Below are 15,651 nucleotides of genomic sequence, written 5' to 3'. Positions count from 1 at the left end.
GTGGCTCAGGCCGGAGTCTTGTCGCTGGCGTAGCGGGACATCATCAGCGCCGTATTGGTCTTGCGGTCGGCATTGACCTGCTGCACCGTGGGCCGCTCGGCCATGCGCGCCAGGTACTCGCGCACGGGCAGGTCGGCCAGCACGTCGCGCCCGCCAACGATCTTGCTGGCCGCGCTGACCAGGGGCAGATGGACGATGGCGCAGCAGTCGGCCAGCGTGAAGCTGTCGCCCGCCACAAAGGGTGAGAAACGCGCGAGCTTGGCGAAGGCCGCCACGTTCTTGTCGAGCTGGGCCAGCGTGCGCTCCCGGGTGGAGTCGCTGACCTGGCCGCCGAAGAAGGCCTGCGGGTAGAGGATGCGCGCCACCAGCTCCAGGTGCAGGTCCAGGTACACGCACAGCTCGCGCACCTTGGCGGCCTCGAAGGCGTCGGCCGGCAGCAGGGCCGGCGAGGGCGACAGCGTCTCCACGTACTCGACCATGGCGGCCGACTCGCACAGGCCCCGGCCGTCGTCGATGCGCAGGTACGGCACCTTGCCCAGCGGCGACAGTGCCATGTCGGTCTCGCCCAGCCAGTCCAGTTCCTCGTTGAAGGGCAGCTGCTTTTCCAGCAGGGCCAGCTTGACCTTGTTGTAGTAGTTGCTGGCCGCGAATCCGCACAGGGTGAGCATGGGTGTCTCCTTGGGTTGTTTGTGGTGAAGGCGAGGGTGCGCGCCTGTGATGGTAGGGGCGGGCAGGGCATGGCGCGGTCCCGGAGATGACGACTGGGGCAGACCCCTAGAATGGCGCCATGCCGCTTCGCCTGCCCTCCACCTTGGCTGCCTGCGCCCGCTGGGTGCTGGGGCTGTGGCTGTGCGTGGCGCTGGCATCGGCGTTTGCGCCGCTGGCGCGTGCCTCGGGCTGGGAGCGCCTGTGCTCGGCCGCTGGCGAATCGGTCTGGGTGCCATCGCCGGCCGGTCAGGACAATGCCCTTGCCGGCAGCCACGGCATCGACTGCCCGCTGTGCCTGCCCCCGCTGGCGCCGCCGCCCGCCCGGTGCAGTGCGGCCCCGGCACCGCTGATGGCAGATGCGCAGCCACGGGCGCACCCGGCCTCCGTCCACAGCGTGGCCATGCCGGCCTTGCCGCAGGCCCGCGCCCCGCCCCGGTGACTCCCCATTTCAATCCCTGCCTCTTTCGCTTGGCTTTTGTTTTTGCAAGGCACACAGACCGTGCTGCAACGTATTGAATTTTCTGGAGAAACCGTGATGACACTGCGTCAATGGACCACCCCTTTCCTGATCGCCGCCTCCCTGTCCATGGGTCTGGCCCATGCCCATGCCGATGCGGCCCACGTCAAGGCCGACGCCGCCTGGGCGCGTGCCAGCGTGCCGGGCCAGCAGGCCACGGGCGCCTTCATGCGCCTGACGGCCGAGGAGCCGCTGCGCCTGGTGGGCGTGGAGTCGCCCGCCGCCGGCGTGGCCGAGGTGCATGAAATGAAGATGGAAGGCGATGTGATGCGCATGCGCGCCATCGACGGCCTGGACCTGCCCAAGGGCGTGGCCGTGGACCTGAAGCCCGGCGGCTACCACGTCATGCTGCAGCAGCTCAAGAGCCCGCTGCTCAAGGACAGCCAGGTGCCCATCACCCTGGTGTTCAAGGATGCCAAGGGCGAAACCTCGCGCCTGAGCCTGCAGGTCCCCGTGCGCGCCATGGCGCCTGGCGCGGCGGCTGCCCCGGCAGCGGGCCACGGCGGCGGCCACGCCGGCCATTCGCACTGAGCCGGCGCCATTGCACCGGGTTTGTGCGCAGCCGCATGCGCATGACTTGCCGTGGACTTGGCGTGTGCCTGGGTTAAGCTGGGAGCATGGCCGGCATCCTTCGCCGGCATGCTCTTCCAACCCAGTCCTAGCGAGTGCTGCCATGAGTGACGCGTCCTCCTTCGGTTTCGGCAAGTTCATCCCCGGTTTCGACTTCCTGCAGGGCCTGGCCCAGAGCGCGGGATCGGCCACGGCCCGGCCCCTGGGGCGCCTGCCCGAATGGGTGGCGCCCACGGTGAGCATCGAGGAGGTGGACAAGCGCATCACCGAACTCAAGGCCGTGCAGTTCTGGCTGGACCAAAATGGCAAGGCGCTGGCCGCCACCATCCAGGCCCTGGAAGTGCAGCGCATGACGCTGTCCACCCTGCAGGGCATGAACGTCAGCATGGGCGAACTGGCGCAGGCCTTCCAGTTTCCCGCCGCTGCAGCCGCCACCGCTGCTGCAGCCACTGCGGGCAAAGGCGCCGCCAGCGCGGGGCAGTCCGACCACTCGGACTGGCCCATGTCCTCCGCCGGCAAGGCCGGCAAGCAGGAAAAGCCGCAGGCCGCGCCCGCACAGCCCCCTGCCGAGCCGCCTGCAGCTGCTGCGGCCGCTGCATCCGCGGATGCCGGCAGCAAGGCCTCCGGCGCTGAAGCTTCTGCGCCCAGGGACGAGCCGGCCCAGGCCGCCGCCATGGGCCAGGCCATGCAATGGTGGGGCGCACTGACCCAGCAATTCCAGCAGATCGCCGCCAAGGCCATGGCCGAGCCCATGGCCCCCGAGGCCGTGGCTGCCGCACAGCGCGCCACTGGCATGGCCGGCGACATCGCCAAGGCCGCCATGGACCGCATGACGGCCCAGGCTGGCGCCTTCGCCGCGCAGGCAGGCAAGGCGGCTGCACCGGCGGCCAAGGCCCCGGCCGGAGCCGCCAAGGCGCCTGCGAAAGCGCCAGCCAAGGCTCCAGCCAAAGCGCCAGCCAAGGCAGCGGCCAGGAAGACGGCGGCAAAGACCACCGCAAAGACAACAGCCAAGGCACCGGCCGCAGGCAAGGCGCCGGCCAAGAGCCGGCCACCGCGCTGAGCGGGACGGCGGCACCCATGGATGGTCTAGAGCCCTCCGCAAGCCGGGCGCTGGCAGGGCTAGAAAGAAGGTTGGAATGTCGTTGTTTCCTGTAGGCCATGCCAGCCATTCCGACTGGCGCGCCGCGGCCGATGCGGTGCTGCTGCAACTGCGCTCGCAGATGGCCGATCCGGGCCATGCGCAGCGCCCTCGACTGGGCCTGGTGTACCTGTCCCACGCGCATGCCGCCCATGCAAGGCCGCTGCTGCAGCATCTGGCCAGGGCCTTGCCCCATGTGGCGGACTGGGCTGGCTGTTCGGCCGGTGGCGTGCTGGCCATGTCCCATGAATACCTGTCCGGCTCCGCGCTCGCGGTAATGCTGCTCGATGTGCCGGCCGCGCACTACCGCCTGTATTCGGGCCTGGCGCCCTTGCATGCGCCGGGCGGGGAGGCCGGGTTCACGGCCCATTCGGCCCTGGTCCATGCCGGAGGCGGCCAGCCCGAGCTGGCCGAGTTGCTGTACGAGCTGTCCGAGCGCACCGAGTCCGGCCTGCTGTTCGGCGGCGTGGGCGATGACGGGGACGATGGCGTGGAGGGCGTGCAGATCGCCTGCCGCACCGAGGACCTGCATGCGCAGCATGCGGATGCGCGCGGCATTTTTAGCGGAGGCTTCTCGGGCGTGGCCTTCGGTGCGGGCGTGCCCTGCATCACGGGCATGGCCCAGGGCTGCGTGCCGCTGGGCGAGGGCCTGGAGATCACCGAGGCGCGCGGCGCCCTGGTCACCGGGCTCAATGGCGATCCGGCCTTGCAGCGCCTGCTGCAACTGCTGGGCGTGGAGCTGGAAGGCAGCGACTGGCAGCCCGCGCTGACCACGGTGCGCAGCACGCTGGCGGCCATTGCGCCGCCGGGCCGGGGCATGGCCCACGGCGTGCTCACCGAAGAGGCCCAGGTACTGACCCTGGTCGGGCTGGACCCGCTGCGCCAGGGCGTGGCCCTGTCATCGGCCGTGGAGGCCGGGCATTCGGTGATCTTCTGCCGCCGCCAGGCCCAGGTCGCGCGCCAGGAACTGCTGCAACTGGGCGCTGCGCTGCGCGATGCGGCGGAGCCCGAGGAGGCGGCGCCCGAAGGCGAGGCACAGCCCCGCATCCGTGGCGCCATCTACATCAGTTGCCGGGGCCGCGGCGGCGGCCTGTTCGGCGGCCCCGATGCCGAACTGCGCACCCTGCGCCACGCACTGGGCGATGTGCCATTGATCGGCTTCGTCGCCGAAGCCGAGATCATGGATGCCCGCCTGCACCGCTTCGCCGGGGTGTTGACGGTGTTCACTGCTTAGGCGTCGTACACACCGTATACGCCGTACACACGGTACACACCGTCTGCACCTCAGACCGCGCGCGGGCGCACCGTGCCTGCGCTGCGATCCGGGTCCATGGCTGCAGCTCCCAGAAAATCGAAATCCACGGCCGGCTGCCTGCCGCTGACCAGGTCGGCCAGCGCCATGCCGGAGCCGCAGGCATGGGTCCAGCCCAGCGTGCCGTGGCCGGTGTTCAGGAACAGGTTGGCGATGGGTGAGCGTCCGATCAGCGGCACATTGCTGGGCGTGGCGGGGCGCAGGCCGCTCCAAAATTGCGCGCGTTCGGTATCGCCAGCGCCGGGGAACAGCTGCTGCACGCGCCGCACGATGGCCTCGCAGCGCACGGGGTCCAGGTTGCGGTCGTAGCCGTTGAACTCGGCCGTGCCCGCAATGCGCAGGCGGTCGCCTTGCGCGCCCGTGTAGCGCGAGAACACCAGCTTGAACTCATCGTCCGTGAGGCTGACCTGGTAGGCCTTGGCGGGGTCCAGCACCGGCAGGGTCACGGAGTAGCCCTTGGCCGGGTAGATGGGCAGGCGCAACCCCAGCGGCTGGGCCAGCAGCGGGCTGAACGAGCCCATGGCCAGCACATAGGCGTCGCCCTGGATGCGTTCGTAGCGGCCATCGGCATTGGTCACTTCCACATGGTCGATATGGCGGCTGGCGCCTGCGCCCGTGGTGCGCAGCGCCATGACGTGGTGGCCGTGGCGGAACTGCACGCCCGTGGTGGTGGCAATGCGTGCCAGCTCGCGCGTGAAGAGATTGGCGTCGCCCGATTCATCCTCGGCCGTATAGGTGGCGCCCGCTATCTGCCCGCGCACATGGGCCAGGGCCGGCTCCAGGCGCACGGCTTCGTCGGCGTCGATCAGGCGGCGGTCGCAGCCCAGGGCCTGCATCTGCTCGGTGGGCTTGAGCGCGCCCTCGAACTCGCGGGCGTTCGTGTAGAAGTGCAGGATGCCCTGCATGCGCTGCTCGTACTGGATGCCGGTGTCCGACCGCAGCTGCTGCAGGGCCTCGCGGCTGTAGGTGCCCAGGCGAACGATCTGCTGGATGTTGTGGCGCGTGCGCGCGGGCGTGCAGTTGCGCAGGAAGGACAGGCCCCAGAGCCACTGGCGCATGTCGGCGCGCAGGCGGAACAGCAGGGGGGCATCCTGACGGCCCAGCCAGCCCAGCAACTTCAGCGGTGCGCCGGGGTTGGCCCAGGGTTCGGCGTGGCTGACCGAGATCTGCCCGCCGTTGGCAAAGCTGGTTTCGGCGCCGGGCGCAGCCTGGCGGTCGATGACGGTCACTTCATGACCGAGAGATTGCAGATAGTAGGCCGAGGCGGTGCCGATCAGGCCGGCTCCGAGAACGATGACGCGCATGACAATGCCCTTTCAAAGGCATGTGCCGGTCACGCGGAAGCTGGTAGCTATGGATTCAATAGCAAGCAGCCTGCGTCCGTCGTGACGCAGCTGCCGCTCCCCCTGTCCTTGGTACCTGAGAGATTCACCGCCGTCCATGGGAACGGGGCTTGCTCCTTCGGTGCGCCGCATATTGCGTGCGGCGGCTCTCCAGACGGCATGTTGTGTTTGCAGTACGGAACCTGAGCGTGTATGGGAGTTTGCGCCTTCGGTGAGGCTCGGCACCGTGGTGCCCGCCTGCTCTCCTGCAGGGGCGATTCTATGTGGCTTGCGGAGCCAGTTCCAGTTGTACTGGGGATATCACCAGTTGCCACCTGCATGTGGTGTGGCTGATTCAGGGTATTCCCTAATTCGCTCAAGAGCCGCCCTCGTAACGCTGGTGTAAACCTTCGGGCTCATGAAAAAAACTATTGAAATAGAAAAAAACATGATTTAGCCTATCGGTATGTGTGGTGGTTTGACAGCGCATGTTCTGATCGATTGAACCTCCATGGGGTAACCATGGGTTGTATATCTGTCGGATAGGCGACTTACCGTTGCACAGGTGAAGGTCTATGGAAACTGGCCCGCCACTGGAAAAAATACAAGCACGGTGAATATGGTTCGTTGAGGGAGGAAAAAAATGATTTGCATCGCAAACCCGGCTGAAGGTGTGCCCGGCTCAATGGGCAATGGAGCAGTGCGCAAGCGCTGATGGAAATCCACCATTTTTGATTGACGCGCAGGATCTGCGCGAAACCCTGTTACTTCCAATGTCACCGGTTGCAAGGTGATTTGTGAGTTCTTGACTCAAATAGAACTATCCGAGGTGCGGCGATGCAAATGCGCTGGGTACGACTGATGGCCATTGCCATTGGGGAAAATATTTTCCTGTCTGATTTCCTTGAAAAAATGGGGAATATCATGCGCGTTCTTGATCGCCTGCCTGGTTCGGTGTTTTTACGAAAATGGCGTGCAGCGAGGTACTTGTTCTCGTTGCTGCTGCTTTCGTGCGCCGGTATTTCATCCACGGCACTGGCGGCGACCATCGTTTTCACGGTCACCGACAACAGCGACGCTCCCAATGCCAATGCAACGACACCAACCACCTGTGTCAGCACGCTGGGGGGCACCTTTGCTGGCGCATGTACGCTGCGAGCGGCCATTCAGGCAGCCAACTACACGCTGCAAACGCTGGATCCGAGTGCCGATGTTTCCATCGTCTTTGCGCCGACACTGACTACGTCGGTGCGAACCATACAGAGCGGGACATCCAAGGATGCGGCCGGAAACCTCTATCCGTATGTCGACAATCAGACGGTTTACGTGCGCTGTGCCAATACATTCATCAGCGGCGCCCAGTCCGGCGCCGTGACGGGAGCCACCAATGCCTGTGGTCAAACCCAGATGATCAGCGGCGGCGATACGGGCACCACCACTGGTGCCGGTGGTGCCTGGTACTGGCTCAAAGGCACCGTGCCAGCCGGCACGGGCTCGTTGACCATCGATTTCGGGGGAGTCATACAAGTCCAGAACTGGGCGGACTCCCCCTGGGAAACTTTTTATCTTGGTGGGAAGAACATCACGCTCACCAATTCGCCCAACATGACCTGTGGCGAAGCGGTATTCGTCGTTGGCTCCCCGGCGAACAATGTCACCATTGATCGCGTCGGCCTGGTGAATGTGGCTCCAACTCCTGCGGGAGAGGGTACGCCGTTCAACTGCGAGCTGTACGCGGAGATTCATCAAGGCGCACAAAACGTATTCTTTACCAATAGCACGATCAATTCCGCGATATGGAATGGAAATTTCGGCAATAACAGGGGCTCGGCTATTTCCGTTGCCGCAAGCAACGGTACAGGCACGGTTTCCAACATCGTTGTCGATAATTTCACGGTAACGAATCTGCCCAACCCTATCGGGGGAATGCAGCTCGAGCAGTTTTTCCAGGTCATGTCGAACATGACCGTCAACGGATTGACGATCAAGAATTCGAATATCGCACTGAGCCCGACTGGTGGAAATGCGCCCAGGGCCGTGGTGACGGTTGATGGAGCGATCAACCTAGACAATGGAATCGGTCTTGCCGTGACGGGTAATACCTTCTCGCTGCCTATTGCCGCCTATACCGCTTCATCGCCATTGCATGTGTCGGCACCAACGGTGAATACGGCAGCCTCAGGCACGACGCAGGTAGTGACGGTGACCGATAACAACTTCACTGGCGGCGGGGACGGGGTGAATATCGGTGGTACGGGTACGGCACCAGGGTTGATTGGCAACAACAAGATGACAAGCCAGTCGAGAAGTGCCATCCGTATCACTACGCGTGATTTCTTCAAGATTTCTCAGAACACGCTGTTTTCCGTGCCTGTGGCTGCAAACTCAGGTATCAGTTTGCTGACGACGGCCAATGGACAAACCGGATGGACCCCCACCCTTGGCGTTGGCGCCAGTGACACCGCCGCCTGCACCTGGACATTCAATATCACGGCAAATGCCAATGCGAGCGAGCCGGCACCGTATACGGTGGAAGCCTTTTGGTCGCCGACCGGCGCGGGCGCCAACGACGCACAGGTCTATCTGGGCTCAGGGACCATGGCCGGAGCCTCGGGAACGCTGACCGTTCCTTCGTATCTCAGCGGCCAGGTGCGGGTCACAGTGACGGACAGCAATTCCGGTGGAGCCCAGACCTCGCAGCTTTCAACGGCGGCAAGCGTCACCGGTTTTCCCTGTGCCCTGAAATCCGGCGTTCTGGCGACGACCAACAATCAATCTGTCGGCAGCAGCGACTTGCTGGAGGTCTACATTGTTGACGGCCAAGGCAATGCCTGGACGGGGGGCAGTGACACCGTTACCTTCGCAGCGCCGCCTGCAGGTGTCACGTTCAATGGCGGCTCCGCCGCAGTCAGCTGCACGACCAACTCCAGCGGAAAGTGTGCGTCTCCCATCAATGCCAGCAGCAGTGTCGCCGGAACATTCACGACACCCGTGACCTTGTCTTCGTCAGTCGCTGGTGCCACGTTCTCCAATCTTCCATTGGGTGGAAGCCCGGTATCTGGTGCAGTGACCTATCAGCCTTCGCCGGTTGCTTACAGCTTCACCGGGCTGCCGGCCAGCACGAGCGGGTCTGAAATCGCCGCGAGTCCGCCATCGATTGCGGCCAATGGCGTCTCCACCAGCACCTTGGCCGTGCAGTTGAAGGATGCTTTAGGCAACCTTGTCACCACCTGTACCGATACGGTGGCCTTCACCCTCAATGCGGGGACGCAAGGCGTTCCTGCCGTCAGCGTCACGGGCTGCAGTGCCGGCATGTACACGGGGACGGTGACATCGCCGGTGCTGGTCGGCAGCGGCACCTTCGGGTTCACCATCAACGGGTCTGCGGCTGTTGCCACCGCAACGGTCTCCTATGCGGCTGCAACGCCGAGCACGAGTGCATCCACGATAGTCGCCACACCGACATCGATCGTGGCCAACGGCAGCTCCACCAGCGTGCTGCGCGTGCAACTGGTCGATGCCAGCAGCAATCCGATCAACACCTGCACGAACACGGTGGCATTCACCCTGAACGGCGGAACGCAGGGAACGCCGAGTGTGGGCGCGGCCTCATGTACCGCCGGCATCTATACGGGCACCGTCACATCGCCCACGGCCGTCGGCAGCGGGATCTTCGGATTCACCATCAACGGCTCTGCCGCAGTTGCTACGGCTTCAGTGAGCTACACGGCGGGTCCGCCAAGTACCAGCGCCTCGACCATCGTTGCGAGTCCGACCTCGATCATTGCCAATGGCACTGCAACCAGCACATTGACGGCGCAGCTCAAGGATGCGTCAGGCAATTCGATTGCGACCTGTGCCAATACGGTGGCCTTCACGCTGAACGGCGGAACACAGGGCTCGCCTGCGGTCGGCGCGGGGTCGTGCAGCGCAGGGGTTTACACGGCAACCGTCACGGCACCTACCGCAGTCGGCAGTGGCACCTTTGGTTTCACCATCAATGGCTCGGCCGCCACGGCTACGGCTGTGGTGAACTACACGGCCGGCCCGCCCAGCAATGGCGCGAATGGAAACCTGATCAGTGCCAGTCCGCTCAGCGTTGTCGCAGACAACACTGCCACGAGCTCGATCAGCGTGACCCTGCGCGATGCCAATGGCAATCCCGCCACGGATACGGTGGCGCACACGATTGTCTTCACCAAAACGGGCGTGGGCACGACCACGCCGGCCGCACCCACGTGCACGATCGCGGCCAACGCCAATCCGGCCACCTGCTCCGTGACGGTGAACTCGGCCACGGTTGGCACCGCAAGTTTCACGGCAACGGACAACGGAACGGCCGTGAGCAATGGCAGTCCGGTATCGGTCAACTTCATTGCCGGGCCGCCCAGCAATACAGCCAGTGGCAATCTGCTCAGTGCCACACCGCTCTCGGTGATGGCCGACGGTACGAGCACCGGCACGGTGACCGTCGCACTGCAGGACGCCAATGGCAATGCAACCGTCGATACGGTCGCCCACACCATCGGCTTTGTCCATACCGGCGCCGGCACGCCGTCGGCAACTTCCTGCACGATTGCGGCCAATGCGAATCCAGCGCGCTGCTCCATCACGGTGACATCCACCGTGGCGGGTGCGGCGAGCTTCACAGCCACGGACAACAACGGCACCACCACCCAGAGCGTGGCAAACGGCAGTCCGGCCGTGATCAACTTCACGGCCAATGCCGCCGACCCCGCCAGGTCGGGGGTGCGTACCGTCAGCAGTCCGGTCACGGCCAATGGCTCGGCGACAGATGTGCTTGAAGCGTTTGTGGGAGATGTCAACGGCAATCCGGTGGCCGGAAGCGTTGTCACGTTCTCTCCCACCGCAAACATCACCTTCAGCGGTACCTGCACCACCAATGCGGCCGGTACCTGCCAGGTCACTGCCAGGACAACCGTCGCGGGTTCCTACACTTCCGGCGCAAGCATCGCGAGCGGCGCATTGAGCGGCAGCGGCGTCAGCTCCGGTGGCAATACGTACGGTGCGACGGCTGCCTATGTCTTTACGGCAGGTGCCGTCGATCCAGCCAATTCGACCATGTCGGTCGATGTGAACAACCAGGCGGCCGGTGGCGGCCAGGACGTCGTTTCCGTGGTCACCAAGGATGCGTTCGGCAATCCGGTCACCGGCGTTGCCGTGAACTTCAGCGTGACGCCTGCCGGAGCCTCTCCTGCCACCGTCAGTTGCACGACTGCCGGTGCGGCGGCGACCTGCTCGGTGTCGTTCACCAGCGTGACCGCATCGACTTACTCGGCTGCCGCCACGGTGGGGACAGTTGCCATCGGCAACAGCCCGCAATCGATGGCCTTTGTCGCCGGCAATGCCTCGGCAAGCAATTCGGGCCTGCGTGTCGTGAGCGACAACGCGGCTGCAAATGGCACGGCAACCGATGTGGTGGAAGCGTATGTGCGCGATGCCGGTGGCAACCCCAAGGGTGGCGAGGTCGTGACCTTTGCCGGTACCCCCGGCGTGAAGCTGAACGGTGGCGCGGACGGCGCGTCAGCCACTTGCACCACTGCAACAAGCGGCGCAACTCTGGGCATCTGCTCGATCACTGCCACCAGCACAGCGAGTGGAACCTACAGCATTGCCACCAGCATTCCTGCCGGACCCCTGGGTGGCACGTTCACCGTGGGAGCAAACGCGTATTCGCCAAGCGCCGCACAAATTCACTTTGTGAGCGTGGTGAACCTCAGTGTCACCAAAGCCAACCCTGGCAGCTTGGCCGTAGGTTCGCCCTTCAACTACACCTTTACGGTAGCGAATGCAGCGAGTGCCTTCGGTTCTGCCAGCAGCGTGACCATCAAGGATCTGGTGCCTGCAGGTATCCGCATCACTGGTGCGCCGACAGGTGCGAACGTGGCCAGTGTGGACTGCTCGCCCAAGCCCAACACCTTCCCGTTTACGGGCAATGGCAGCACTGTCCTGACGTGCACGGTGAACTTCACGACCTCGGTCGCAGCCGGTGGCAACACCAGCTTCAATCTGCCAGCTGTGCCGACGGCTGTGGGCTCGAGCACGAACACGGCTTCCTATGATCCGTCCGGTGGTACCAGCCCGGTCAATCCGACGGCAGGTTGCACGACGGACTGCTCGTCGACGCCCGCCACCCCAGTCAACCCTGGTTCGCCCACGCTGACGGTCAGCAAGGCCAACCCCGGCAGCCTGGCTGTGGGGACTGCGTTCAACTACGCCTTCACGGTAGCGAATGCGGCTGGAGCGTTTGGTCCCGCCACCAGCGTGACCATCAAGGACCTGGTGCCGGCAGGCATCAGCATCACGGGCGTGCCGACCGGCGCAAATGTGGCCAGCGCGACCTGCACGCCCAACACCTTCCCGTTTGCGGGTAACGGTAGTTCCGTCCTGACGTGTACGGTGAACTTCACTGCGGCAGTGGCAGCGGGTGGCAACACCAGCTTCAACCTGCCGGCTGTTCCGACGGCTGTGGGTTCGAGCACGAACACGGCCTCCTACGATCCATCGGGCGGCATCAGCCCCGTCAATCCGACGGCAGGGTGCACGACGGATTGCGCATCGACGCCTTCCACGCCGGTCACGCCTGGTACGCCTGCGCTGACGGTCACCAAGGCCAATCCCGGCAGCCTGGCTGTGGGGACTGCGTTCAACTACGCCTTCACGGTAGCGAATGCGGCTGGAGCGTTTGGTCCCGCCACCAGCGTGACCATCAAGGACCTGGTGCCGGCAGGCATCAGCATCACGGGCGTGCCGACCGGCGCGAACGTGGCCAGTGCGACCTGCGCGCCCAACACCTTCCCGTTTGCGGGTAACGGCAGTTCCGTGCTGACGTGTACGGTGAGCTTCACCACGCCGGTGGCGGCTGGCAGCAACAGCAGCTTCAACCTGCCAGCTGTGCCGACGGCGGTGGGTTCGAGCACGAACACGGCCTCCTACGATCCGTCGGGCGGCATCAACCCGGTCAATCCGACGGCAGGGTGCACGACAGACTGCGCTTCCACACCGGTGACTCCAGTCACGCCTGGCACGCCTGCGCTGACGGTTACCAAGGCCAACCCGGGTAGCCTGGCTGTGGGGACTGCGTTCAACTACGCGTTCTCCGTGTCCAATGCCGCCAGTGCCTTCGGCCCCGCCACCAGCGTGACCATCAAGGACCTGGTGCCTGCAGGCATCAGCATCACGGGCGTGCCGACCGGTGCAAACGTGGCCAGTGCGACCTGCACGCCTAACACCTTCCCGTTTGCGGGTAACGGCAGCTCCGTGCTGACTTGCACGGTGAACTTCACTGCGGCAGTGGCGGCCGGTGGCAACACCAGCTTCAATCTGCCAGCTGTGCCGACGGCTGTGGGTTCGAGCACGAACACGGCTTCCTACGATCCGTCCGGCGGCATCAGCCCCGTCAATCCGACGGCCGGTTGCACGACGGATTGCGCATCGACACCTTCCACGCCGGTCACGCCTGGTACGCCTGCGCTGACGGTCACCAAGGCCAACCCGGGCAGCCTGGCTGTGGGAACTGCGTTCAACTACGCGTTCTCCGTGTCCAACGCTGCCGGTGCCTTCGGCCCCGCCACCAGCGTGACCATCAAGGACCTGGTGCCGGCAGGCATCAGCATCACGGGTGTGCCGACCGGTGCGAACGTGGCTAGTGCGACCTGCACGCCCAACACCTTCCCGTTTGCGGGTAACGGTAGTTCCGTCCTGACGTGTACGGTGAACTTCACTGCGGCAGTGGCAGCGGGTGGCAACACCAGCTTCAACCTGCCGGCTGTTCCGACGGTTGTGGGCTCGAGCACGAACACTGCCTCCTACGATCCGTCGGGCGGAATCAGCCCGGTCAATCCGACGGCCGGTTGCACTGTGAACTGTGCATCGACACCGGTGACTCCAGTCACGCCAGGCACGCCTGCGCTGACGGTTACCAAGGCCAACCCCGGCAGCCTGGCTGTGGGGACTGCGTTCAACTACGCGTTCTCCGTGTCCAACGCTGCCAGTGCCTTCGGCCCCGCCACCAGCGTGACCATCAAGGACCTGGTGCCTGCGGGGATCAGCATCACGGGTGTGCCGAGCGGTGCGAACGTGTCCAGTGCGACCTGCACGCCCAACACCTTCCCCTTCGTGGGCAATGGCACGGCGATCCTGTCTTGCACCGTGAACTTCACTGCGGCAGTGGCAGCGGGTGGCAACACCAGCTTCAACCTGCCGGCTGTGCCGACGGCTGTGGGTTCGAGCACGAACACGGCTTCCTACGATCCGTCTGGCGGCATCAGCCCGGTCAATCCGACGGCGGGGTGCACGACGAACTGCGCGTCGACGCCTTCCACGCCGGTGACCCCTGGTACTCCTGCGCTGACGGTTACCAAGGCCAACCCGGGCAGTCTGGCTGTGGGGACACCCTTCAACTACGCGTTCTCCGTGTCCAACGCTGCCAGTGCCTTCGGTCCCGCCAACAGCGTGACCATCAAGGACCTGGTGCCTGCGGGCATCAGCATCACGGGAGTGCCGACCGGCGCGAACGTGGCCAGTGCGACCTGCGCGCCCAACACCTTCCCGTTTGCGGGTAACGGCAGTTCCGTGCTGACGTGTACGGTGAGCTTCACTGCGGCAGTGGCAGCCGGTGGCAACACCAGCTTCAACCTGCCGGCTGTGCCGACGGCTGTGGGTTCGAGCACGAACACGGCTTCCTACGATCCGTCGGGTGGCATCAGCCCCGTCAATCCGACGGCAGGGTGCACGACGGATTGCGCATCGACGCCTTCCACGCCGGTGACCCCTGGTACTCCTGCGCTGACGGTCACCAAGGCCAACCCAGGCAGCCTGGCGGTGGGCACGCCTTTCAACTACGCCTTCACGGTAGCGAATGCGGCCAGTGCCTTTGGTCCCGCCAACAGCGTGACCATCAAGGACCTGGTGCCTGCGGGTATCAGCATCACGGGTGCGCCGACCGGCGCAAACGTGGCCAGCGCGACCTGCACGCCCAACACCTTCCCCTTCGTGGGCAATGGCACGGCGATCCTGTCTTGCACGGTGAACTTCACTGCGGCAGTGGCAGCGGGAGGCAACACCAGCTTCAATCTGCCGGCTGTGCCGACGGCTGTGGGTTCGAGCACGAACACAGCCTCCTACGATCCGTCGGGTGGCATCAGCCCGGTCAATCCGACGGCAGGTTGCACTGTGAACTGTGCATCGACACCAGCAACGCCGGTCACTCCCAGCACGCAGGTGCCGGTGGCTCCGACGCTGACGGTTTCGCCGACCACGGTGGGAGGCTATCCGCAGATTTCCGGCACCGGCACGCCGGGCCACACGATCACGGTGAAGGATGGCTCGACGACGCTGTGTACGGCAATCGTCGCGGCCGATCAGACGTGGAGCTGCACGCCAGGCGGCGGCTTGCCGACGCCGGGTCTGCACACGATCAGCGCGACCCAGACCAATCCTGGCAATGGCAACACCGGACCTGCCACAACGACTTCGCTCAACGTGCTCGGAACGACATTCACGGGTCCGACAGCCACCGGGGCAGGCAATGCCACGGCGACCTTGAGCGGTGGTGGCGCGGGCTGCGGGTTCGATGTGTCGCAGTCGTCCTTCGTCGCGGCTGCGGCGGGTGCGCCGGGCCAGTTGAGCTTCCCGTATGGCAATGTGCACTTCGTGGCCCGCGGCTGTACGGCCAGCAGCTCGATCACGGTCAGCGTCACCTGGCCGGGTCCGGTGACCGGCATGGCGTACTGGAAGTTCGGTCCAGCGTCCGCAGGGGCGGCGGACTCCTGGTATCAGCCTCCGGGTGCGGTGGTGTCGGGCAATACGACCTCGGTGGTGGTCACCGATGGCGGCCAGGGTGATGACGATCGCGCAGCCAATGGCGTGATCGTGGATCCCAGCGGACCGGCGCGTGTGGGGGCGGCACCGGGTGCCCGGCCGATCCCTGCGCTCGAACCTCGCATGCTCGCCATGGCCATGCTGCTGATGCTGGCTGCAGGCCTGTGGAATCTGCGCCGCAGACGTGGTTGACACACTGCTGAAGAGGAGCTGAATCATCGCCTGCCGAACCTGTTTCGGC

The 15,651-nt window shown here is 64.9% G+C and carries 7 protein-coding genes and 1 riboswitch; of the genes, 5 read left to right on the top strand and 2 right to left on the bottom strand.

Annotation, left to right across the window (positions count from 1 at the left end):
* Window positions 1–5 precede the first annotated feature (5 nt).
* Window positions 6–668 (bottom strand): glutathione S-transferase family protein, encoded by a 663-nt coding sequence (locus LGR64_RS25850; protein ID WP_012202455.1) that lies wholly within the window; start codon window positions 666–668, stop codon window positions 6–8.
* Between the two features lie 119 nt (window positions 669–787).
* Here LGR64_RS25850 and LGR64_RS25845 point away from each other — a divergent pair, with 119 nt between their 5' ends.
* From LGR64_RS25845 to LGR64_RS25830, 4 genes are all read left to right on the top strand, one after another.
* Complete coding sequence (locus LGR64_RS25845) at window positions 788–1,147, top strand: hypothetical protein (protein WP_013800287.1); 360 nt, start codon at window positions 788–790, stop codon at window positions 1,145–1,147.
* Window positions 1,148–1,243: 96 nt separating this feature from the next.
* The gene (locus tag LGR64_RS25840) at window positions 1,244–1,756 is read left to right on the top strand and encodes a copper chaperone PCu(A)C (RefSeq protein WP_013800288.1); all 513 of its coding nucleotides are present in this window, start codon (window positions 1,244–1,246) and stop codon (window positions 1,754–1,756) included.
* 142 nt (window positions 1,757–1,898) lie between these two features.
* On the top strand, window positions 1,899–2,855 hold the full coding sequence (locus LGR64_RS25835; RefSeq protein ID WP_141832692.1) for a PhaM family polyhydroxyalkanoate granule multifunctional regulatory protein: 957 nt from the start codon (window positions 1,899–1,901) through the stop codon (window positions 2,853–2,855).
* 76 nt (window positions 2,856–2,931) lie between these two features.
* Window positions 2,932–4,167: an FIST signal transduction protein gene (locus LGR64_RS25830; RefSeq protein ID WP_034397936.1), complete on the top strand. Its 1,236-nt coding sequence runs from the start codon at window positions 2,932–2,934 to the stop codon at window positions 4,165–4,167.
* A gap of 50 nt (window positions 4,168–4,217) precedes the next feature.
* Here the strand turns inward: LGR64_RS25830 and LGR64_RS25825 are convergent, their stop codons facing one another.
* On the bottom strand, window positions 4,218–5,549 hold the full coding sequence (locus LGR64_RS25825) for a D-amino acid dehydrogenase (protein WP_034397938.1): 1,332 nt from the start codon (window positions 5,547–5,549) through the stop codon (window positions 4,218–4,220).
* A 92-nt stretch (window positions 5,550–5,641) separates the two neighbouring features.
* A riboswitch (glycine riboswitch) is annotated at window positions 5,642–5,752 on the bottom strand.
* A gap of 652 nt (window positions 5,753–6,404) precedes the next feature.
* Here LGR64_RS25825 and LGR64_RS25820 point away from each other — a divergent pair.
* A complete protein-coding gene (locus LGR64_RS25820) occupies window positions 6,405–15,602 on the top strand; it encodes an invasin domain 3-containing protein (RefSeq protein WP_230357317.1) in 9,198 nt (3,065 codons plus the stop codon).
* The last annotated feature ends 49 nt before the right edge of the window (window positions 15,603–15,651 follow it).

This window comes from Delftia sp. Lp-1, from assembly GCF_020523835.1.
In the GTDB taxonomy this organism is placed as follows: domain Bacteria; phylum Pseudomonadota; class Gammaproteobacteria; order Burkholderiales; family Burkholderiaceae_C; genus Comamonas; species Comamonas acidovorans.
Note: the sequence above shows the minus strand (reverse complement) of the source record. Positions and strands in the feature narration are given on the sequence as shown.